General features: G+C 59.4%; 18 protein-coding genes. 10 read left to right on the top strand and 8 right to left on the bottom strand.

The window, feature by feature from the left end:
- The first annotated feature begins 83 nt into the window (after positions 1–83).
- Positions 84–770 carry a rhomboid family intramembrane serine protease gene (locus AC2FFE_RS10045; protein ID WP_496819056.1) on the top strand — a complete coding sequence of 229 codons (687 nt, stop codon included), beginning with the start codon at positions 84–86 and terminating at the stop codon, positions 768–770.
- Here the strand turns inward: AC2FFE_RS10045 and murJ are convergent, their stop codons facing one another.
- From murJ to AC2FFE_RS10030, 3 genes are read right to left on the bottom strand one after another with little or no spacing between them, the layout of a single operon-like run.
- A complete protein-coding gene (murJ, locus tag AC2FFE_RS10040; RefSeq protein WP_496819057.1) occupies positions 771–2,312 on the bottom strand; it encodes a murein biosynthesis integral membrane protein MurJ in 1,542 nt (513 codons plus the stop codon). It abuts the gene before it with no gap.
- Positions 2,309–5,128, bottom strand: a complete 2,820-nt coding sequence (locus tag AC2FFE_RS10035) for a [protein-PII] uridylyltransferase (protein WP_496819058.1) — start codon at positions 5,126–5,128, stop codon at positions 2,309–2,311. The genes murJ and AC2FFE_RS10035 overlap by 4 nt, the downstream gene beginning before the upstream one ends.
- Positions 5,088–6,260, bottom strand: coding sequence for a penicillin-binding protein activator (locus AC2FFE_RS10030; RefSeq protein ID WP_496846547.1), 1,173 nt, complete (start codon positions 6,258–6,260; stop codon positions 5,088–5,090). Before AC2FFE_RS10030 ends, AC2FFE_RS10035 begins: the two co-directional genes overlap by 41 nt.
- Before the next feature lie 88 nt (positions 6,261–6,348).
- Between AC2FFE_RS10030 and rsmI the strand changes: the two genes are divergently transcribed.
- The 3 genes from rsmI (at position 6,349) to gshB (ending at position 8,573) form a co-directional block, all read left to right on the top strand.
- Positions 6,349–7,206, top strand: coding sequence for a 16S rRNA (cytidine(1402)-2'-O)-methyltransferase (gene rsmI / locus AC2FFE_RS10025; RefSeq protein ID WP_496819060.1), 858 nt, complete (start codon positions 6,349–6,351; stop codon positions 7,204–7,206).
- Between the two features lies 1 nt (position 7,207).
- On the top strand, positions 7,208–7,579 hold the full coding sequence (locus tag AC2FFE_RS10020; RefSeq protein ID WP_496846546.1) for a YraN family protein: 372 nt from the start codon (positions 7,208–7,210) through the stop codon (positions 7,577–7,579).
- Positions 7,580–7,640: 61 nt separating this feature from the next.
- Positions 7,641–8,573, top strand: coding sequence for a glutathione synthase (gene gshB / locus AC2FFE_RS10015; protein WP_496819062.1), 933 nt, complete (start codon positions 7,641–7,643; stop codon positions 8,571–8,573).
- Here the strand turns inward: gshB and AC2FFE_RS10010 are convergent.
- From AC2FFE_RS10010 to cobU, 4 genes are read right to left on the bottom strand one after another with little or no spacing between them, the layout of a single operon-like run.
- A complete protein-coding gene (locus AC2FFE_RS10010) occupies positions 8,570–10,084 on the bottom strand; it encodes a YifB family Mg chelatase-like AAA ATPase (RefSeq protein WP_496819063.1) in 1,515 nt (504 codons plus the stop codon). The two genes, gshB and AC2FFE_RS10010, sit on opposite strands and share 4 nt — an antisense overlap.
- Before the next feature lie 47 nt (positions 10,085–10,131).
- Positions 10,132–11,016 carry a glutathione S-transferase gene (locus tag AC2FFE_RS10005; RefSeq protein WP_496819064.1) on the bottom strand — a complete coding sequence of 295 codons (885 nt, stop codon included), beginning with the start codon at positions 11,014–11,016 and terminating at the stop codon, positions 10,132–10,134.
- Between the two features lie 58 nt (positions 11,017–11,074).
- Positions 11,075–11,653, bottom strand: coding sequence for a histidine phosphatase family protein (locus tag AC2FFE_RS10000; protein ID WP_496819065.1), 579 nt, complete (start codon positions 11,651–11,653; stop codon positions 11,075–11,077).
- The gene (gene cobU / locus AC2FFE_RS09995) at positions 11,650–12,171 is read right to left on the bottom strand and encodes a bifunctional adenosylcobinamide kinase/adenosylcobinamide-phosphate guanylyltransferase (RefSeq protein WP_496819066.1); all 522 of its coding nucleotides are present in this window, start codon (positions 12,169–12,171) and stop codon (positions 11,650–11,652) included. The genes AC2FFE_RS10000 and cobU overlap by 4 nt, the downstream gene beginning before the upstream one ends.
- Positions 12,172–12,271: 100 nt before the next feature.
- Here cobU and AC2FFE_RS09990 point away from each other — a divergent pair, with 100 nt between their 5' ends.
- The 6 genes from AC2FFE_RS09990 to AC2FFE_RS09965 all read left to right on the top strand — a co-directional run bounded on the left by AC2FFE_RS09990 (position 12,272) and on the right by AC2FFE_RS09965 (position 18,850).
- Entirely contained in the window at positions 12,272–13,150 is an 879-nt protein-coding gene (locus AC2FFE_RS09990) for an RNA polymerase factor sigma-32 (protein ID WP_496819067.1), read from the top strand.
- A complete protein-coding gene (locus AC2FFE_RS09985) occupies positions 13,147–13,971 on the top strand; it encodes a ChaN family lipoprotein (protein ID WP_496846545.1) in 825 nt (274 codons plus the stop codon). Before AC2FFE_RS09990 ends, AC2FFE_RS09985 begins: the two co-directional genes overlap by 4 nt.
- A 63-nt stretch (positions 13,972–14,034) precedes the next feature.
- On the top strand, positions 14,035–15,246 hold the full coding sequence (gene coaBC, locus AC2FFE_RS09980) for a bifunctional phosphopantothenoylcysteine decarboxylase/phosphopantothenate--cysteine ligase CoaBC (RefSeq protein ID WP_496846544.1): 1,212 nt from the start codon (positions 14,035–14,037) through the stop codon (positions 15,244–15,246).
- A 13-nt stretch (positions 15,247–15,259) separates the two neighbouring features.
- Positions 15,260–15,718, top strand: coding sequence for a dUTP diphosphatase (gene dut, locus AC2FFE_RS09975; protein WP_496846543.1), 459 nt, complete (start codon positions 15,260–15,262; stop codon positions 15,716–15,718).
- Entirely contained in the window at positions 15,718–16,755 is a 1,038-nt protein-coding gene (locus AC2FFE_RS09970) for a HesA/MoeB/ThiF family protein (RefSeq protein WP_496846542.1), read from the top strand. The genes dut and AC2FFE_RS09970 overlap by 1 nt, the downstream gene beginning before the upstream one ends.
- Positions 16,756–16,834: 79 nt before the next feature.
- Complete coding sequence (locus AC2FFE_RS09965; protein WP_496846541.1) at positions 16,835–18,850, top strand: M3 family metallopeptidase; 2,016 nt, start codon at positions 16,835–16,837, stop codon at positions 18,848–18,850.
- Between the two features lie 13 nt (positions 18,851–18,863).
- Here AC2FFE_RS09965 and AC2FFE_RS09960 read toward each other — a convergent pair whose 3' ends face one another.
- Entirely contained in the window at positions 18,864–19,796 is a 933-nt protein-coding gene (locus AC2FFE_RS09960; protein ID WP_496846540.1) for a 2-hydroxyacid dehydrogenase, read from the bottom strand.
- Positions 19,797–19,808 lie beyond the last annotated feature (12 nt).

Below are 19,808 nucleotides of genomic sequence, written 5' to 3'. Positions count from 1 at the left end.
AGGGAACTCCCGTCTGGAAAAATCAGCCCTCGTCGCTTACCCATGAGGGTAAGGGACGTCAACAGCCGCGAAAGGCCCGGCAGATGAGCAGTGAGCATTATACACCCGCCGTGAACCCTCTGCCGCCCGTCGTCGTGGCGCTGGTTCTGTTCATCATGGGGATCGAGCTGGCTTTTATTCTGGGCGAGCGCGGCCTGATCGGCGGCCCGGGGGCCATAGGCTGGCGCACGCAGGCGATTGACAGCTATTCGTTCTTTGTCAGCCAGTTTGATCGGATGTTGCAGACAGGGCAGTGGCGGGTCGACTATCTGATGCGCCTGATCACCTACCCGTTTGTCTCGTTCAACTTCACGCAATCCGTCTTTGTCTGCGTCTTTGTTCTGGCCATGGGCAAGATGGTTGCCGAAGTGTTCGGCAGCGTTGCGATGTTGCTGATCTTTGTGCTGTCTGGCGTCGGCGCAGCGGTCGTTTATGCGTTGATCCTGGCGCCTGGCGCCTATCTGGTTGGGGGCTTCCCACCTGTTTACGGGCTGATCGGCGCGTTCACGTGGCTTTTGTGGCGCAAGCTGTCTTTGGTGGGCGCAAACCAAGCCAAGGCGTTTCAACTGATCGCAGTGCTGATGGGAATTCAGTTTCTGTTTCGATTGATTTTTGGCGGTGCGCCGGATTGGATCGCCGATCTGGCGGGGTTTGCCACCGGGTTCGGATTGTCGTTCTTTCTGGCACCGGGTGGTTGGGCCCGGATCAGAGGTCGCATTCGGCGGGATTGATCAGGCGCGGCGCAAGGCGCGTTTGAACTCGGCCAGTTTGAAGGCACCCAATAGGTGTCCAAGCACAAAATACGCTACGGCTGCCGCGCCGATCAGTCCTAGAAGGGCAAGATAACGCCAGCCTGCCAACTCGAAGGCCCAGCCAAACATCTGGATGGCAACAAACAACACGACACCCATTCCAACCGAGGCCGCAACAATCCGCCAGGCCCGCTGTTTGAACCGATCATCAAATCGCGCCTCATCCCCCATGCGGCGCGCGCCGATGGCCAGCAAGGCGACCATGGCCCATCCAGCGGCAGAGGCGGCAATCGCGGGCGCAATCCATCCGACCAGCGGATATAGCCCGAAGGCCAAAGCCGCATTGATGACCATGGCGACCATAGCATAGCGGAACGGCGACCGCGTATCCTCGCGCGCAAAGAACAGGGGTTGCAGAAGTTTCTGCAGCATGAAGGCCGGAAGCCCGACGCCATAGACGGCGACGGCCAGCGCTGTGGCGGCGGTATCCTCGGCGCTGAACTGGCCCCGTTCGAACAGGACCGAAACCAGTGGGATCGGGATGATCAAAAAGGCGATGGTTGAGGGCAGCGTAAGCAGCAGCATGAACTCCCCGGCGCGGGAAAAGGCGTTGCGTGCGCCGTCTTTGTCATCCGCACGCAGGCGTCGGGACAGGTCGGGCAGCAGGACGATGCCGATAGCAATCCCGACAACGCCCAAGGGAAGTTGATACAGCCGATCTGCCGCAAAAAGCCAACTGACGGCTTTCTCGGTTTTCGAAGCAACCAGTTGCCCAACCACCAGATTGACTTGCGTGACACCCATGGCCAAAGCCGCCGGGATGGCGATGCGAACCATGTTTCGCATTTCGGGGCTGAGTTTGGGCATGCCGGGTCGAATGCGGATGCCTGCCCGTTCTGTCGCCACCCAGACCAACGCCAATTGCGCGATGCCGGCGATCGGGATCACGGCGATCAGCCAGCGAATGACCTCACCCCCGGACAGCGCGCCGAAGATCAGGGCGGTGCAAGCGAAGATGTTCAGCAAAACAGGGGCGGCAGCAGCGGCGGCAAAGCGTCCGGTTGCATTCAGGACACCCGAAAACAAAGCCGCCAGAGACATGAACAGGATGTAGGGAAAGACGACATAGCCGTAGTCGACGGCCAAATCGAACCGTTCGTCGCCATAAAATCCTTCTGCCGTGAGCCAGACAAGGCCGGGCATGAACACCATCGCCAGACCAACCAGTGCCAGCACGGCTGTACCGAGCAGATTAAAGGCATCCTGCGCGAACCCTTCGGCGTTTTCATCGCTCTCCAGCCGTTTCGAAAACATCGGGACAAAGGCAGCGTTGAATGCCCCCTCGGCAAAGAACCTACGGAACATGTTGGGCAGGCGGAACGCCGCCACGAACGCGTCCATCACCGGTCCGGGGCCTATGTAGGCGGTTAGCAGAATCTCTCGTAGAAACCCGAGGATACGGCTGGCCAGGGTCCAGAACCCAACCGTGAACAGGCCCGAAAACAAACGGATTTGCTTCATGAGACCGCGCGCTCGGCGCCTTCGGTGATGGCTTTGCGCAGCTTTGCCTCAAGCCCGCGTTGCTTGCTTTCCGAGTGGTACTTCAGGCCAAACATATCTTTCACGTAGAAGGTATCCACAACCTGTTCGCCATAGGTCGCGATCACCGCATTGGCGATATAGACGTTCGAGGATGCAAGCGTACGGGTCAGATCATACAAAAGCCCGGTCCGATCACGAGTATCCACCTCGATGATCGTATAGATCTCGGACCCCTCGTTGTCGAAGGTGATATGGGTCGGCACGTTGAAGGCGCGTTCGCGCTTCTTGATCTTGTCGCGGGATTTCAGTGCTTCACCGGCGACCACCTCACCTTTGAGCGTCTTCTGGATCATTTGCGTCAGTCGCGGCAGGCGCGAGGCTTCGAACGGGTGTCCCTCGGCATCCTGTATCCAGAACGCATCGGTGACATAGCCATCCTTGGTCGTGTAGCTGCGTGCGTCCACGACATTGGCCCCAACCAATGCCAGCGCACCGGCGATCCGTGCGAAAATGCCGGGATGATCACCCATCGCAAAACAGGCGCGGGTTGCATCGCGGTCCTCATCCGGGTGCAGGCGGATTTCCATCGCGCCGGGATCACCGCTGCGTTCTAGGGCGCGCAACATCTCTGCAAATTCTGCGTGGGCCGACAGAGGCAGACCTTGCCAATAGGGCGCATAGTGGCGTCCGGTCTCTGCCTTGAGGTCAGCCTTGGACCAGTCCGCCAGCTCGGCGCGTAGCGCCTTTTTGGCCTCTGCCCCGCGATTGGCGCGGTTCAGGACCTCCAGTCCGGTTTCGAGCGCGCGCTTGGTTTCAGCATGCAACGCACGTAGCAGAGTGGCTTTCCAGTTATTCCAGGTGGTCGGCCCGACACCGCGAATGTCACAGACCGTCAGCACAGTCAGCAGGTCCAACCGCTTGACCGTCTGAACAGCCTTGGCAAAGTCGCGCACCGTGCGCGGGTCCGAAACATCGCGTTTTTGTGCCATGTCCGACATCAGCAGGTGATACCGCACAAGCCATTCGACCGTTTCACACTCGGTCTTGTTCAACCCAAGCCTGGGGGTGACCTTGCGCGCGATTTGCGCGCCTAGGATCGAATGATCTTCGGGTCGCCCTTTGGCAATATCATGCAGCAACAGCGCCACATACAGAACCTTGCGATTGACGCCGCCTTCCAGAATCGATGAGGCCAATGGCAAAGCCTCAACCAATTCGCCACGTTCAATCTGGGCAAGGTTCGTAATGCACTGGATGGTATGCTCGTCCACCGTGTAGCTGTGATACATATTGAATTGCATCATCGCGACGATGTGTTCGAACTCGGGCAGGAAGGCCGATAGCACGCCAAGCTCGTTCATGCGTCTCAGGGCACGTTCGGGGTTTCCGTGTTTGAGCATCAGGTCCAGAAAGATGCGCCGCGCTTCTTTGTCGTTGCGCATCTCGTCATCGATCAGGTTCAGATTGGCCGTGACAAGGCGCATGGCGTCGGGATGGATCAGCATGCCTGTCCGCAGCCCTTCTTCAAACAGGCGCAGCAGGTTGACCTTGTCAGACAGAAAGGCATCTGGGTCGGCAATGTCCAGCCGCCCATGCACAACCTTGTATCCGGTTTTGACCTGAGGACGCCGGCGGAAAATCCGTTCCAGCAGCGGGGCGCCTTTCATATGCGCCGCTTCCAGCTTGGTCAGGAAGATTCGCGTCAGTTCTCCCACGCGTGTCGCCTCGCGGAAATAGCGCTGCATGAACACTTCGACCGCGCGTCGCCCGGCACGGTCTTTGTATCCCATGCGCGCCGCCACCTCGACTTGCAGATCAAAGGTCAGCTGTTCCGTTGCCCGACCGGTCACCAGATGCAGATGAGATCGAACGGCCCATAGAAAATCTTCGGCCTCGACAAATGTTTTGAATTCCTCAGGCGTAAACAGACCCAGAGGCACCAGCTCGGCCACGTCCTGCACACCGTAGATATATTTGGCAATCCAATACAGAGATTGCAGGTCGCGCAATCCGCCTTTGCCTTCTTTCACATTGGGCTCGACCACATAGCGCTGGCCCTGTTTCAGGTGCCGGGCGTCGCGTTCTTGCAGCTTGGCTTCGATAAACTCGCGCTCGGTTCCTTTGAACAGTTCAGATTTGAGCCGCTTGTCCAACTCATCCGCCAGTGCGTTGTCACCCGCCAGATAACGCTGTTCCAGCATGGCGGTACGGATGGTGAAATCTTCCGCCCCGAGGCGCAGGCAGTCTTTGATCGTGCGAGAGGAGTTCCCGACCTTTAACCGCAGGTCCCACAGGATATAGAGCATGGATTCGATCACACTCTCAGCCCAGGCAGTGATCTTGTAAGGTGTCAGGAACAGCAGATCCACGTCGGATGCGGGGGCCATTTCGCCCCGCCCATAGCCGCCAACCGCCAGAACGGCAATCCGTTCACCACGTGTGGGGGTGGCAAGCGGGTGCAGCCGCTCGCTGGATACGCGCATTGCTGAGCCCACCAGCTGATCGGTCAGGTAGGTGTACGAGCGGGTCAAGGCGCGCGCCTCAAATGGGCGCGTCGCAAAGGCATGTGCAATCGCGTTGCGCCCGGATTTTTGCGCCTCCCGCAGAATACGCACGGTCTCGGCCCGCATAGCGGTATTGTCCGTGCATGTCTCAAACGCAGCGGCCAGTTGTTCATTCACGCTGACGCTGTCGAAAATGTCTTCGGCGGGGCAGATCAGTGCAGCATCAGGCGCGGGGATCAGGCCGGGCCGGTCAGAAACCGGCGCCAGCGAAGCTTTGTGGGGCAGGGTCAATCACAACCACCTGTTTGTTTTGGATCGTGGCGACGGCCAGACCGCGTTCATTGGTGCCGTTCGGTCGCAGGCGGAAAATGCCACCAACGCCCTGGAAGCCGGCGTTCTGGGTCAGGGCTGCTCCGGTCAGCGCATTGGATTTGCCCTGCGCGACCAAAGCGCCAATGGCGGCGATCCCGTCATAGGCCAGGCCGCTGATCGGATGCGGTGCTTCGCCATAGGTTGCGTTATAACGCTGACGATAGGATTGCGCCTTCGATGGATCGGGTAGGGCAAACCACCCCCCCTGAACCCCCGGCAGTTCAAGCGTTTGCGGCGGGATGTCCCAACGCGTCAAACCAATGAACTGGGTTGTGGCGGGGGACACACCCGCTTCGGGCAAAAGCTGCGTCAGCAAAGGCAGTGCCCCGGCCGTTGTCGCTGTCAAGAAAACCGAATCCGCACCCGAAGAATCGACGGTTGCCTTGATGGTCGGCACCGCGTTGATCACTCCTTGTTGCGAACGATCATAGGAAACGGTGCCCGCGTTGTTGACAGGGCTGCTGCCCAAGGCCGAGGCAATCGCAGATTGACCCAACTGACCTGCGGCGTCGTTGCTGTAGACGATCACGGTTCCGGTTTTGCCCTGAGAGGCCGAATAGTTCACCAGCCGGTTCGCAGTGTTTTGGAACGTAGGCCCAAGAACAAAAACATTGCCTCCGGCGATGCTGGTATTGTTCGAGAAAGACAGGACATTGACGTTTTTGTTCAATACTGCCAGTCCGGCGGCATTTGCAGCCTGCGCATAAACCGGGCCAATGATTATCTTTGCTCCGTCCGCCACAGCCTGTTGCGCGACTGTCGAGGCGGTACCGGAATTTCCGGCCGTGTCATAGACCCGAAGGTCGACTTTCACGTTCGGTAGATCAGACATGGCAAGCCGCGCCGCATTCTCCAAGCTCTGCGCCAATGCGGCGTCACCGGCCTGACCTGATCCGCGCGGCACCAAAAGGGCGACGGGAACGGGATCGGATGTATCGATCGACGGACCGCCGCCAAGGCCGCCAGGCTCACAGGCCGCTAGAAATGCTGCGGTGGCCAGGACCGCTGCGGCTTTCGCCAGCTTGCTTACGGGCTTGCAAACAGTAAACATCTAAAAGAAAACTCCCTGATCCGGCAGCGCGCGACGCCGCTGTTCTGTCGATCCGGGATAATAAACGTCACGCGGTGAGGGTCCAGCTTTGAATTTCCAAAAGACCAGATTGGCTGCGGGCCTGTATTTTGTTGCCACACCCCTTGGCACCGCGCGCGACATTACGCTCAGGGCTTTGGACGTCTTGGCCTCTGCCGACATGATCGCGGCAGAAGACACCCGCAGCCTGCGCAGACTGATGGAGATTCATGGCGTTCCACTGGAGGGGCGGCGCATTCAGGCCTATCACGATCACAGCGGTGCAGGAGCACGCGGCAAAATCATGGATGCGCTGGAACAAGGGCTTTCGGTGGCCTATGCGTCCGAGGCCGGAATGCCGCTGATTGCGGACCCGGGCTATGATCTGGGGCGGCAGGCGTCTGAGGCCGGGTATGCGGTGACCTGCGCGCCCGGCCCATCGGCGGTTTTGACCGCACTCACGCTAGCCGGATTGCCAACGGATGCGTTCTTTTTTGCGGGTTTTTTGCCAAATGCCTCTGGCGCGCGCCGCAGCCGCATCGAAGCGCTGCGTGATATCCCCGGCACGCTTGCTTTTTACGAATCGCCTAAGCGTGTAGCGGCGTGCCTGTCTGATCTGGCAGGCGTTCTGGGATCGGACCGCCAAGCCGCGCTTTGCCGTGAATTGACGAAAAAATTCGAAGAGGTTCGGCGCGGCAGCTTGGGTGAACTTTCGGAAGCCTATCAGGAGCAATCCGTCAAAGGTGAAGTTGTTCTGCTGGTGGATCGCAGCCATTCGCAAAGCGTTAACGAGTCTGACGTAGAAGACGCTTTGAAACAGGCCCTGCAAACCCATTCGGTACGGGATGCGGCGGATTTGGTGTCGCAAATGTACGATCTGCCGCGTCGCCCGATCTATCAAAAGGCCCTGAAACTGGGAAAGGGATAAGATGGCGCAGCGCGCGGTTCAGGGATCGGTTTCTTATCACTCGGGACAGGCCGCTGAACTGCAGGTGGCGACGGACTATGAACGCCGCGGATACTCGATTGCGCATCGACGCTGGCGCGGTGCAGGCGGAGAGATTGATCTGATCGCACGTGATGCGGATGGGCTGGTGTTCATCGAGGTGAAGAAAAGCAGCAGTTTTGACAAGGCCGCTGCCCGGATCACGCGGCGGCAGGCGGAACGGATTTGCGCCTCTGCCGCGCAGTTTCTGGAAAACGAACCGGGCGGGCAACTGACGAATGTTCGGTTTGACGCCGCCCTGGTTGACCACACGGGGGCTGTTCAAATCATCGAAAACGCCTTTGGGCAGGCGTAAGCCCCATTGAACCCCTCGGCCTGCTGGGCCATGTATCTGGCATGAAGTTGAGGGACATGCCATGAAAATCGCCTTTCAAATGGACCCGATCGGGGACGTGGACATAAATGCCGACAGCTCTTTCCGCCTGGCGGAAGAGGCGCAGGCCAGAGGTCATGAGCTGTTCTTCTACGGCCCGGACCAATTGGCCTATCAGGAAGGCAGGATCACGGCACGTGGTCAGGACATGACAGTGCAGCGCGTCCCCGGCGATCCGGCAGTTCTTGGGCCTGAGCGCGAAGTTGATCTGGCCGATTTTGATGTCGTCTGGCTGCGTCAGGACCCTCCGTTCGACATGCATTATATTACTTCGACACACCTGTTGGACCGGCTCAAAGGTCAGACTCTGGTGGTGAATGATCCGTTCTGGGTCCGCAACTATCCTGAAAAACTACTGGTGTTGGATTTCCCGGAATTGACGCCGCCCACCTCGATTGCGCGGGACTTGCGAACCATCAAAGCGTTCAAGGACAAGCATCAGGATATCATCCTGAAACCGCTATATGGCAATGGCGGTGCGGGCGTGTTTCGGTTGGATGCGGGTGATCGCAACCTGACCTCTCTGCATGAGCTTTTCACTGGCTTCTCGCGTGAGCCGTTGATTGTGCAAAAATTCCTGCCGGATGTCAGAAATGGCGACAAGCGCGTGATCCTTGTGGATGGCGAAGCCGTTGGAGCCATTAACCGCGTTCCGGCCGAAGGTGAGACCAGATCAAACATGCATGTGGGAGGGCGGCCCGAGAAAATCGGACTTTCAGAACGTGATCTGGAAATCTGCGCTGCTATCGGCCCGCTTCTGAGAGAAAAAGGTCAGATCTTTGTCGGCATCGACGTGATTGGCGACTACCTCACCGAGATCAACGTCACTTCCCCAACCGGCATACAAGAGCTTGAGCGGTTCAATGGTGAGAACATTGCCGAAAAAATCTGGCAGGCGATTGAGGCCAAAGTTTAAGCCATCACCTTGGCGCTGATGCGAAAGCTCAGCGCTTCGGCCACATGGGGGCGGCGGATATCCGGGGTCCCTTCAAGATCGGCAATGGTTCGTGCGACCCGAAGGATGCGGTGAAATGCGCGGGCTGACAGGCCGAACCGGTCAGCTGCCTTAAGCAGCAAGTCCTTCCCTTCTGCATCGGGCGCCGCAACTTCCTCCAGAAGTTTACCCTCTACGTCGGCATTCTGACGCACAGAAGTGTGTCCCTCGAACCGGGCGGACTGCACCGCCCGTGCTTGTTCGACGCGTGCGGCGACGGTGGTCGAACTGTCGCCTGAGGGCGGCAGATCAAGGTCGGTAAATGCAACCGGTGGCACTTCGATCCGCAGGTCGAACCTGTCCATCAACGGGCCGGAAATGCGGTTGAGGTAATCCTCGCCGCATCCGGGTGCACGCGAACAGGCGCGGGACGGGTCGGTCAAGTATCCGCATTTGCAAGGGTTGGCTGCTGCGATCAGCATGAAGCGGCAGGGATATTTCACATGTGCATTGGCACGGGCGACCATGACTTCGCCGGTTTCAATCGGCTGGCGCAGGGTTTCCAGCACTGTTCGGGGGAATTCAGGGAATTCGTCCATGAACAGCACGCCGTTATGGGCCAGCGATATCTCACCCGGCTTCGCGCCCTTACCGCCACCGACAATCGCCGCCATTGATGCGGTGTGATGTGGTTCCCGAAAAGGCCTGGCACGGCTGATTCCGCCTTCATCCAACAGACCGCAGAGCGATTGGATCATTGACGTTTCCAAAGCCTCAATCGGGGTCAATGGGGGAAGAATCCCGGGAAGGCGGGCCGCCAGCATGGATTTCCCAGAGCCGGGCGTACCGATCATGATCAGATGGTGCCGACCTGCTGCCGCAATCTCCAACGCACGTTTGGCCCGTTCCTGCCCCTTCACATCACGCAGATCACGTTGGTTGGTTGCGAGGGTCACCTCACCCGGAATTGCGGCGGCAAGCGGCGTCTGGCCCGAAAAGTGGCGCACCACATCGCCCAATGACCCAGCGCCAATCACCTGGGTTGCATCGACCCAAGCCGCCTCGGCGCTGGAGGCGCGCGGGCACAGCAAGGCGCGATCTTCGGACGCGGCGGTCATCGCGGCAGGCAGAGCCCCGACTACAGGAACCAGTGACCCATCCAGCGATAATTCGCCCAAAGCGACCGTTCCTTCTGCCGCGTCGGCAGGAATAATCTCAAGCGCCGAAAGTAATGCGACGGCAATGGGCAGGTCGAAATGGCTGCCTTCTTTCGGTAGATCCGCTGGGGACAGGTTGATGGTGATCCGTTTCGATGGCAGAGCGATGGCCATGGCGCTGAGCGCGCTGCGCACCCGGTCGCGGGCTTCCGAGACCGCCTTGTCCGGTAACCCTACGATCGAAAACGCGGGCAGTCCGGGCGAAACGGCGCATTGCACCTCGACCGGGCGGGCATCAACCCCTTGAAACGCAACAGTATGGGCGCGGGCGACCATGGCAATCCTGTTCTTGGTTAACAGGACGTTGCTGCCATGGTTGCGGTTTAGGAATCGTTAACGGCGTCTCGTATGGCGATGAATTTTGGCCAAGCCTCGGGGTCTGCGGCAGTTTTATCGCGGCAGAATGCGTTACAAAAACCCCAGCATTGCCCATCGAGTTCCAGAAAATCCGTTACCGGTTCCCCGGAATACGGGCAGTGCGCATTCAAGGAAGGGCCGGTCTCGACAGCTTTGGCAGTTGAAACACCACCAACGGGCCAGGGTGAAGAAACGGAGCCATGATTGTAGGGAAATGGATCGTACTCAACTGTCAGTCCCATGGCCCGCCATTGCCGTACCGAGGTCTCCCCAAGCAGAAAATGGCAATAGTCGCGATTGGGGTCAGACACCGGTAGACCATAGCCCACAATCCTCGCCGCGACGGGGGTGTAGAACACATCCGCAAGCGAATAGGCCCCGAACAATGGGCCATCTGCAGCCCCGGATATCTGGCGGGCATGGGCCCAAAGCGTTTCAACACGCGCCAAATCGGCCAGCGTATCCTGCGATGGGTTGAAGTCTTGCCAGGCGTGTTTCAACTGCATGGGGCAGTCTTCACGCAAGGCGTTGAATCCGGCGGTCATCTCGGCGCAGAGCCAGCGGGCCGTTGCCCGTGCTGCCGCATCCTTTGGCCAGAGCCCGGCATCCGGATGGCGTTCTGCCAGTGTTTCGGCCATCGCCAGGCTTTCACCCACGACCGTTCCGTCGGGCAGGCGCAAGGCGGGCACAAGCCGTGCGGGTGCGAGGGTTTGCATATCCTGCGCCATAGTGCCGGAATACAGCCCCATCATATGGGTTCGATAAGGCAGGCTGAACTTCTCCAGCATCAGCCAACCGCGCAAAGACCAGCTGGAAAACAGCCTGTCACCGATAAAGAGATCATAGGTCATGAGCCCACGATGGCGTCGGACAGGCAATTGGTAAATCAGTGATTTGTGCGCAGTGGGATCACGGACGGTGATTGATCGCCCCTGCGGACCAGCCTGTTCCCTTACAGGTCAGATGGGTGACCGACAGGTTGTCGATACGATGGGCAAAGGTCTGTTGTCCGTCCAGATCAAGGGCCCGCTGGACCTGCGTCAGGATAACCCCGAAATGGGCGACGATTACGATATCGCGGCCCTTATGATCCGCGATTAGGGCGTCAACAGTGCGGTCGACACGCGCGCGGACCTGATTCCAGCTTTCCCCGTTTGGTGGGCGCACATCACCGGGATTATCCCAATAGGCAAAGGCCAGTTCGGCGTCTTCTGCCTCGATCTCCTTGAAACCGCGCAATTCCCATGCCCCGAAATTAATCTCTCGCAAATCACGATGATGGGGCAGGCGTGCGCGTGCGCCTTGAATAGCGGATGCGGTATCAACGGCGCGCGTCAGGTCTGATGAGATAACAACGGCGTCACGAGGTAAGTAATCATGCAACCGCTTCAGGGCGGCGGTGTCGCTAAGATCGGCGGGAACATCAGACCACCCGACCATGGTTTTGGCATGGGTTGGGCCGTGCCGGACCAGATGTAATAGCGTCACGTAAGGGCCCCTTTCAGAACAGTTGGCAGACCTGCTGTCACCTGAACAACCAGCCCGGCTTGGGCGGCCAATGCGATGTTCAATCGGCCCTGCGCCTCACGAAACCGGCGGGCCAGCGTGTTTTCGGGGACGATACCGTGCCCCACCTCGTTCGATACGATGACGATTTGGGCCGGGCAATTCTTAAGGGCCTGTAACAGGGCAGTCTGCGCAACATGCAAATCACTTTCTGCCAACAGATGATTGGTCAGCCACATTGTGGCGCAATCGATCAGGCAAATCTGTTCGGCGTGCAGATCAGCCAGCACGGGAGCCAGATGCAGCGGAGCCTCGACCGTAGGCCAATCCGGCCCACGCTGCGCGATATGGTGATCGACTTTCGCACGCATCTCATCATCAAACACTTGTGAAGTGGCCAGATAAACGCGGCTTTTGCCCGACGAAACAACCAGTTGTTCGGCAAAAACAGACTTGCCCGATGCAGCCCCACCCAGAACAAAGGTTAAATCGGGAAGCACAATTCTTACCTTTCAAGTGATCCGGTCTGTTGGGTTCTGCGTATCGACCATAGGTCGGCAAGGCAAGCCCGGCCATCGAATATGAAATAGGGAGAGTTTCATGGCACTTGACAACACGACCGACTTTTCGATGTCCCGGCGAGCGATGAAGGCCGAACTGCTGGATGCAGAGACAGAGTTGAAACTGGCCTATGCGTGGCGAGACGAGCGCGATGAACAGGCCCTGCACCGTCTGATCACCGCTTACATGCGTTTGGCGATTTCAATGGCGGCCAAGTTCAAACGCTATGGCGCGCCGATGAACGATCTGATCCAAGAGGCCGGGTTGGGCCTGATGAAAGCAGCCGACAAATTCGATCCCGACCGGGGCGTGCGGTTTTCGACCTATGCGGTCTGGTGGATCAAGGCCAGCATTCAGGACTATGTGATGCGCAACTGGTCTATGGTGCGCACTGGCTCGACCTCGTCTCAGAAATCCTTGTTTTTCAATATGCGCCGTGTTCAGGCGCGGTTGGAGCGCGAGGCCGCAACCGAAGGCCTTGAGCTGGATCGCCATCAATTGCACCAGATGATTGCGACCGAGATTGGTGTGCCGCTGCGCGATGTCGAGATGATGGAAGGTCGCCTGTCCGGATCGGATTTCTCGTTGAATGCGGTGCAATCCGCCGATGAGGATGGGCGCGAATGGATCGACGCGCTGGAAGATGATCGTGAGCAGGCCGCCGAAGCGGTAGAACACAGCCATGATACCGAGCAATTACGCGAATGGTTGCTAACCGCGATGAAATCGCTGAATGACCGGGAAAGGTTCATCGTGCGTGAACGCAAGCTGCGGGAACCGGCACGAACCCTTGAAAGCTTGGGTGACGAGCTTGGTCTATCAAAGGAACGCGTGCGCCAGCTTGAGGCTGCCGCCTTCACGAAGATGCGTAAGAACCTTGAAGCCCAATCGCGTGAGGTGCAACACTTCATCGCATGACACGGCTTGCGATTCTTCTTTTTGCTCTGACAGTTACGGCAATCCCGGCGTGCCCGGGTATTGCCTCTGACCTTATCCCTGACGACGTGGTTGCTGCGATGCAGGCAGCGGATGTCGTGATATTGGGCGAGATTCACGACAATCCGGACCATCACAAGGTTCAGACCGAGGCGATTGAGGTGATCGCCCCGTCTGCTGTCGTTTGGGAAATGGTTACCGAAGAGGGCGCACAACGTTTGGCGCGGACAGCGGTGTCCAATCCAGAAGAACTGGGTCGCATCCTGCGCTGGGCAGAAACGGGCTGGCCGCCGCTCAGCATGTACTATCCCATCTTTCAGGCGACAGATGCGCCGGTCTACGGTGCGATGGTGCCTCGCGCCGCATCACGCGCGGCCATGGAACGCGGCGCGGCAACCGCACTTGGCGCAGATGCGGCACGCTACGGTCTGACGGTTCCACTGCCTGCGCAAGAACAAGCGGCGCGTGAGGCGGATCAGCTTGTGGCGCATTGCAATGCACTGCCCGAACAGGTGCTGCCGCAGATGGTTGCGATACAACGCTTGCGTGATGCAGTGCTGACGCGGTCGATCCTGCTGGCGGTGGACGATACCGGCGGGCCGGTAGCTGTGATCACTGGCAACGGCCATGCGCGCAAGGATCGCGGTATCCCCACCTTCCTGTCCCGCTTGCGTCCCGGTTTGAAGGTCTTTGTCGTTGGCCAATCCGAAGACGGGCAGATCGATGGCACCTTTGATGTGGTCATCGATAGCCCTGCAGTAGATCGCGAAGACCCCTGCAAAGCCTTCGAGGTGCAGAATTAACCGCTGGTACTACGCTGTGGCCTTGCCTAATGTCAGCGCCGACCAGAACGGGAAAGGCTGAACATGCTGGCTTCCAAACGTATCCTGCTGATCATTGGCGGAGGGATCGCGGCCTACAAGTCGCTGGACCTGATCCGCCGCCTGAAAGAGCGTGGCGCTGCCGTGACCCCGGTTCTGACCCGCGCTGCTGAAGAATTCGTGACACCTTTGTCCGTGTCCGCACTGGCGGGCGAGAAATGCTATCGCGACCTGTTTGACCTGACGGATGAGGCTGAGATGGGCCATATTCAGTTGTCGCGCTCTGCCGATCTGGTTGTGGTCGCCCCGGCGACGGCGGATCTGATGGGCAAAATGGCGGCAGGGTTGGCGAACGATCTGGCCTCAACCCTGTTGATGGCCACGGATACGCCTGTTCTATGTGCGCCCGCCATGAATGTGCGGATGTGGGATCATCCGGCAACACAACGTAATCTTGTGCAATTGCAGGCCGATGGCGTGCGTTTTGTCGGACCGAATGAAGGTGATATGGCCTGTGGCGAATACGGCCCCGGCAGAATGTCTGAACCGTTGGAGATTGTTGCGGCTATCGAAGCGCAACTGGAAGATGGTCCGCTTAAAGGAAAACGCATCCTTGTGACATCAGGCCCCACCCATGAACCGATCGATCCCGTGCGCTACATTGCCAACCGATCCTCGGGCGCGCAGGGTACGGCGGTGGCAGGGGCACTGGCAGCCCTGGGAGCAGAGGTGACATTTGTCACCGGTCCCGCAGATGTGCCGCCACCCGAAGGTGTGCAGGTTGTACGCGTCGAAACAGCTCAGCAGATGTCAGACGCGGTGGATGCGGCCTTACCCGTGGATGCGGGCGTGTTTGCTGCAGCGGTGGCGGATTGGCGTGTGGCCAGTGCATCGGACCGGAAGCTGAAGAAAACCCAGGATGGCTTGCCCGCGCTTGAGTTTGCCGAAAACCCGGACATCTTGAAACGCGTCTCACACATGGAGCAAGGACGTCCGACGTTGCTTGTTGGCTTTGCTGCTGAAACCAATGACGTTCTTGAACATGCGACGGCAAAGCGCCAGCGCAAAGGGTGCGACTGGATCGTTGCCAATGATGTCAGCCCCGCGACGGGTATCATGGGCGGCACAGAGAATGCGGTTGTGTTGATTTCGGATGCTGGTGCCGAAGAATGGCCGCGCATGGGCAAGGATGCCGTTGCGGCCCGACTGGCGCAAAAGATTGCTGAGGCGTTGGGTAGCCGATGCCCCCAGCCCTGAACAAAGAGGTACGATGATGGTTGCAATCCGCGTGATCCGTGAAGCGGGCGCAGACGCTTTGGTGGCACTGCCGTCTTATGAGACGACCGGAGCCGCAGGGGCGGATGTGCGTGCAAACCTTCCCGGCGGTGTCTCAATCACTTTGGAACCGGGGCAGCGTGCGCTGATCCCGACGGGGCTGCGGATCGAGATTCCTGTAGGGTATGAAGTGCAGGTCAGGCCGCGTTCCGGGCTTGCGTTGAAACACGGTATTACCCTGCCAAACACGCCGGGTACCATCGACAGCGACTATCGCGGGCCACTGGGTGTGATCCTGATGAACGCGGGGCAAGAGAGTTTCCAAGTTGCGCATGGCGAACGCATTGCGCAGTTGGTTGTTGCTCCGGTGGTTCAGGCAGATTTCCAGTTTGTCGATGGACTCAGCGAAACCGAACGCGGATCGGGCGGGTTCGGGTCTACCGGGCGCGGCTGATGCTACTGGTTCTGCTGCTTGCCGCTGGGCTTTGGGGTGTCGGCTATGTCGCGGGCGTTTCCCGCAGCGCGCGTATGGTTTCTGTGGGCGTGCTGCTGACGGGTGTCATCTTGGCGCAGTTGGTTTTGCCGGATGGCAACCCCCTGCGCGAGGCGACAGGCGGGTCCGCGGCGATATGGCTGATCCTGGCGGGGTGCGTCGGGTTGGTTCTGGGCTATGGCAAGATTATCAAGGCTCTGCGCAGCCGCGCAACATCCGTGTCTGAACAAGACCCTCAGGCGCGCACTGATCGGTTTTCGGAAACGGAACTCGACCGCTATGCCCGCCACATCGTACTGCGCGAATTGGGTGGACCGGGTCAGAAGAAGATGAAACAGGCGCGCGTGCTGGTGATTGGCGCAGGAGGTTTGGGTGCGCCGGCCCTGCAATATCTGGCGGCTGCGGGCGTGGGGACCATCGGGGTGGTCGATGACGATGTGGTCGAGAACGCCAATTTGCAACGACAGGTCATTCACCGCGATGCCGATATCGGAATGCCCAAGGTTTTTTCCGCACAGCAGGCAATGGAAGCGCAGAACCCGAACGTGACGGTACTGCCATATCACCGCCGCCTGACAGAGGAGATCGCGGCCGATCTGTTCGCTGATTTCGACCTGATCCTAGACGGAACGGACAACTTCGATACCCGCTATCTGGCCAACCGAACGGCTGTAACTTTGGGCAAACCGCTGATTTCAGGTGCCTTATCACAATGGGAAGGGCAATTGAGCGTTTTTGATCCTGCAACCGCAGGCCCGTGTTACCAGTGTATCTTCCCCGAAGCACCCGCCGCCGGGCTCGCCCCGTCCTGTGCCGAGGCTGGAGTGATCGGGCCGCTGCCCGGCGTGGTTGGGTCGATGATGGCGGTCGAGGCGATCAAGGTGATCACAGGTGCCGGTGCCGCCTTGCGCGGTGAGATGCTGATCTATGATGCGCTTTATGGGGAAAGCCGCAAGATCACCCTGTCGAAACGCGCCGATTGCCCGATTTGCGGCTAAGTCGGGGCTGTAATTTCACACCCCCCCCTCTGGACCATTGGCGACCCTCTACATAGCTTGAGGGTCAAAGGAGACCTGCATGACCAACCCGATCCTGTCCGACTGGACCACGCCCTTTGAGATCGCCCCGTTTTCCGCGATTTCAGATGGGGATTTCGCACCTGCGCTGGACGAAGCGATGGCCGCGCATAATGCACAGATCAACGCGATTGCTGACAACCCGGACGCGCCCACCTTTGCCAACACAATCGAAGCGCTCGAAGCGGCGGGTGAGCAGTTGGACAAGGTCCTGTCAGTGTTTTTCACGGTGGCGGGCGCTGACAGCAACCCGAAACGCGAGGAATTGCAGCGGCAGTTTTCACCGAAGCTTTCGGCGCATTTCTCGGGCATTTCATCGAACAAGGATCTGTTCCGTCGGGTGGCCGATCTGTGGCAGCGGCGCGGTGATCTGGACCTGGGTGACGAACAAGCCCGCGTTCTGATGCTGACCCATCGCGGCTTTGTCCGCGCCGGTTCTGCGCTGGAGGGTGAGGCCGATGCCCGGATGCAAGAAATCAAGTCCCGCCTTGCTTCGCTGGGCACGTCTTTCACCCAGAATCTGTTGGCGGATGAGCGTGACTGGTTCATGGAGCTGGCCGAAGATGATCTGGACGGCCTGCCAGATTTCGTCGTCGCTGCCGCGCGAGCGGCGGGTGAGGAAAAGGGTGCGAACGGGCCGGTTGTGACCCTGTATCGCTCGCTGATCGTGCCATTCCTGCAATTCTCATCCCGCCGCGACCTGCGGGAAAAAGCCTATCGCGCCTGGGCCGCGCGGGGGGCAAATGGGAACGAGACCGACAACCGCGAGATTGCAGCCGAAATTCTGACCCTGCGGGAAGAGCGGGCGAAATTGCTTGGCTACGACAGTTTTGCGGATTTCAAACTGGAAACCGAAATGGCCCGCTCGCCCGACCGCGTGCGCGATCTGTTGATGCAGGTTTGGGAGCCCGCCAAAGCCCGCGCCGATGCGGATGCCGAGATTCTGACCGGCATGATGCAGGAGGATGGTGTGAACGGCCTATTGGAGGCGTGGGACTGGCGCTACTATGCCGAAAAGCGCCGCAAGGCCGAGCATGATTTGGATGAGGCCGCGCTGAAACCCTACCTTCAACTCGACCGGATGATCGAGGCGTCTTTTGCCTGCGCCAACCGTCTGTTCGGGCTGGAGTTTGTGCCGCTGGACGTGCCGCTCTATCACCCCGATTGCCGGGCCTGGGAAGTGACGCGCAACGGACGTCATTTGGCGGTCTTCATTGGGGACTATTTTGCCCGTGGCTCGAAACGGTCGGGCGCGTGGTGCAGCGCCATGCGGGCGCAGGCGAAGTTCCCCGAAGAACAGGCCCCCGTCGTAATCAACGTGTGCAACTTCGCCAAGGGCGATCCGGCGCTGCTGTCCTATGATGACGCGCGGACCCTGTTCCACGAGTTCGGCCATGCGCTGCATCAGATGCTTTCGAACGTGACCTATGAAAGTATTTCGGGCACGTCCGTTGCGCGGGATTTTGTCGAACTGCCCAGCCAGCTTTATGAACACTGGCTGGAAGTGCCCGAGGTTCTGGCGGAATACGCGACCCACGCCGAGACCGGTGAACCGATGCCTCAGGCGATGTTGGAGAAGGTGCTGAAGGCGGCCAATTTCGATCAGGGGTTCCAGACGGTTGAATATGTGGCCTCGGCGCTGGTCGATCTGGCCTTCCATGACGGCGCGGCCCCGGCGGATCCGATGGCCAAGCAGGCCGAGGTTCTGGCCGAAATCGGCATGCCAAAGGCCATCGGGATGCGCCACGCGACGCCGCATTTCGCCCATATCTTTGCGGGCGACGGGTACAGCGCGGGCTACTACAGCTACATGTGGTCCGAGGTCATGGATGCCGACGCCTTCGCCGCGTTTGAAGAGGCCGGAGGCGCCTTTGACCCCGAACGGGCCAAAGCGCTGGAAGACAACATCCTGTCCACCGGTGGCTCGCGCGAGGCTGAAGATCTGTATCTGGCTTTCCGGGGGCGTCTGCCGGGTGTCGAGGCTTTGTTGAAAGGGCGCGGACTGATCGCAGCCTGATCGGATCGGGCCGTCAGTACCCCAACTGGCGGTCCACCAGGTGCACAAAGGGCTCACCCGTCTCACCGCGCCGGATGTTTTCGCAGATCACTTGCGCGGCTGTGACGGGTCGGGTCTCGGACGCGATGTGCGGGGTGACCGTGACGTTTGGATGTGCCCAATAGGGGTGTTCGGGCGGCAGAGGTTCGACCCGAAATACATCAAGCGTCGCGTGTCCGATCTGCCCGGCGTTCAGCGCATCCAGAAGGGCGCCGTCATCGATCAGCGGGCCGCGTCCAGGATTGATGATCTTTGCCCCTTTCGGCAACAGCGCCAGCGTTTCGGCGTTCAGAGTGCTTTCCGTCGCGGGTGTGTCGGGGAGCAGCAACACGACAATCTCGGATTGGGACAAGGCGGTGTGCAGACCGTCGGCACCATGCAGGCAGGTCACGCCTTGGATGTCCTTCTGCGTGCGGCTCCACCCTAGGACGCGAAAGTTCAACGCGGCCAGCGCCTGCGCTGCCGCCTGACCCAACTCTCCCAGCCCCAGCACGCAAACCGTGCGCTCGGTCGCAAGCGGTGGCGCGATCGGGGTCCAAACACCGTCCTGCTGGGTGATATGGGTGTCCATGCCCAGATGATACCGCAGAACATGACCCACGACCCATTCGGTCATGCCTTGCGTCAATCCATGATCGACCATACGGGCCAACGGAACGGTCAGGGTTTCGTTGTCGGCGATGCTTTCGACCCCGGCCCAGAGGCTCAGCACGGCTTTGAGCTGAGAATAGGGTTTGAAGTCCAGTAAGCCGCCATTTGGTGCATAAACGACGTAGTCTACCTGATCCGGTTCGATGTCTGTGGCCAGATGCACGTCTAACCCCGCCTCAGCCAGCCCCATGGTCAGAAGCGGTTCATATATCGGCCACAGTTCAGGGCGCGCAGAGAATAGAACGTTGACGGGCATGAAGGGCCTTTC

This window comes from Ruegeria sp. YTSA168, from assembly GCF_059610045.1.
This window is presented reverse-complemented; position numbering and strand designations above follow the sequence as displayed.

Bases quoted from the DNA above. Each gene is read 5' to 3' on its own strand.
- AC2FFE_RS10045 (WP_496819056.1), top strand. From the start codon at position 84: ATGAGCAGTGAGCATTATACACCCGCCGTGAACCCTCTGCCGCCCGTC.
- murJ (WP_496819057.1), bottom strand. From the start codon at position 2,312: ATGAAGCAAATCCGTTTGTTTTCGGGCCTGTTCACGGTTGGGTTCTGG.
- AC2FFE_RS10030 (WP_496846547.1), bottom strand. From the start codon at position 6,260: ATGTTTACTGTTTGCAAGCCCGTAAGCAAGCTGGCGAAAGCCGCAGCG.
- AC2FFE_RS10020 (WP_496846546.1), top strand. From the start codon at position 7,208: ATGGCGCAGCGCGCGGTTCAGGGATCGGTTTCTTATCACTCGGGACAG.
- gshB (WP_496819062.1), top strand. From the start codon at position 7,641: ATGAAAATCGCCTTTCAAATGGACCCGATCGGGGACGTGGACATAAAT.
- AC2FFE_RS10010 (WP_496819063.1), bottom strand. From the start codon at position 10,084: ATGGTCGCCCGCGCCCATACTGTTGCGTTTCAAGGGGTTGATGCCCGC.
- AC2FFE_RS10005 (WP_496819064.1), bottom strand. From the start codon at position 11,016: ATGACCTATGATCTCTTTATCGGTGACAGGCTGTTTTCCAGCTGGTCT.
- AC2FFE_RS09990 (WP_496819067.1), top strand. From the start codon at position 12,272: ATGGCACTTGACAACACGACCGACTTTTCGATGTCCCGGCGAGCGATG.
- AC2FFE_RS09985 (WP_496846545.1), top strand. From the start codon at position 13,147: ATGACACGGCTTGCGATTCTTCTTTTTGCTCTGACAGTTACGGCAATC.
- coaBC (WP_496846544.1), top strand. From the start codon at position 14,035: ATGCTGGCTTCCAAACGTATCCTGCTGATCATTGGCGGAGGGATCGCG.
- dut (WP_496846543.1), top strand. From the start codon at position 15,260: ATGATGGTTGCAATCCGCGTGATCCGTGAAGCGGGCGCAGACGCTTTG.
- AC2FFE_RS09970 (WP_496846542.1), top strand. From the start codon at position 15,718: ATGCTACTGGTTCTGCTGCTTGCCGCTGGGCTTTGGGGTGTCGGCTAT.
- AC2FFE_RS09965 (WP_496846541.1), top strand. From the start codon at position 16,835: ATGACCAACCCGATCCTGTCCGACTGGACCACGCCCTTTGAGATCGCC.
- AC2FFE_RS09960 (WP_496846540.1), bottom strand. From the start codon at position 19,796: ATGCCCGTCAACGTTCTATTCTCTGCGCGCCCTGAACTGTGGCCGATA.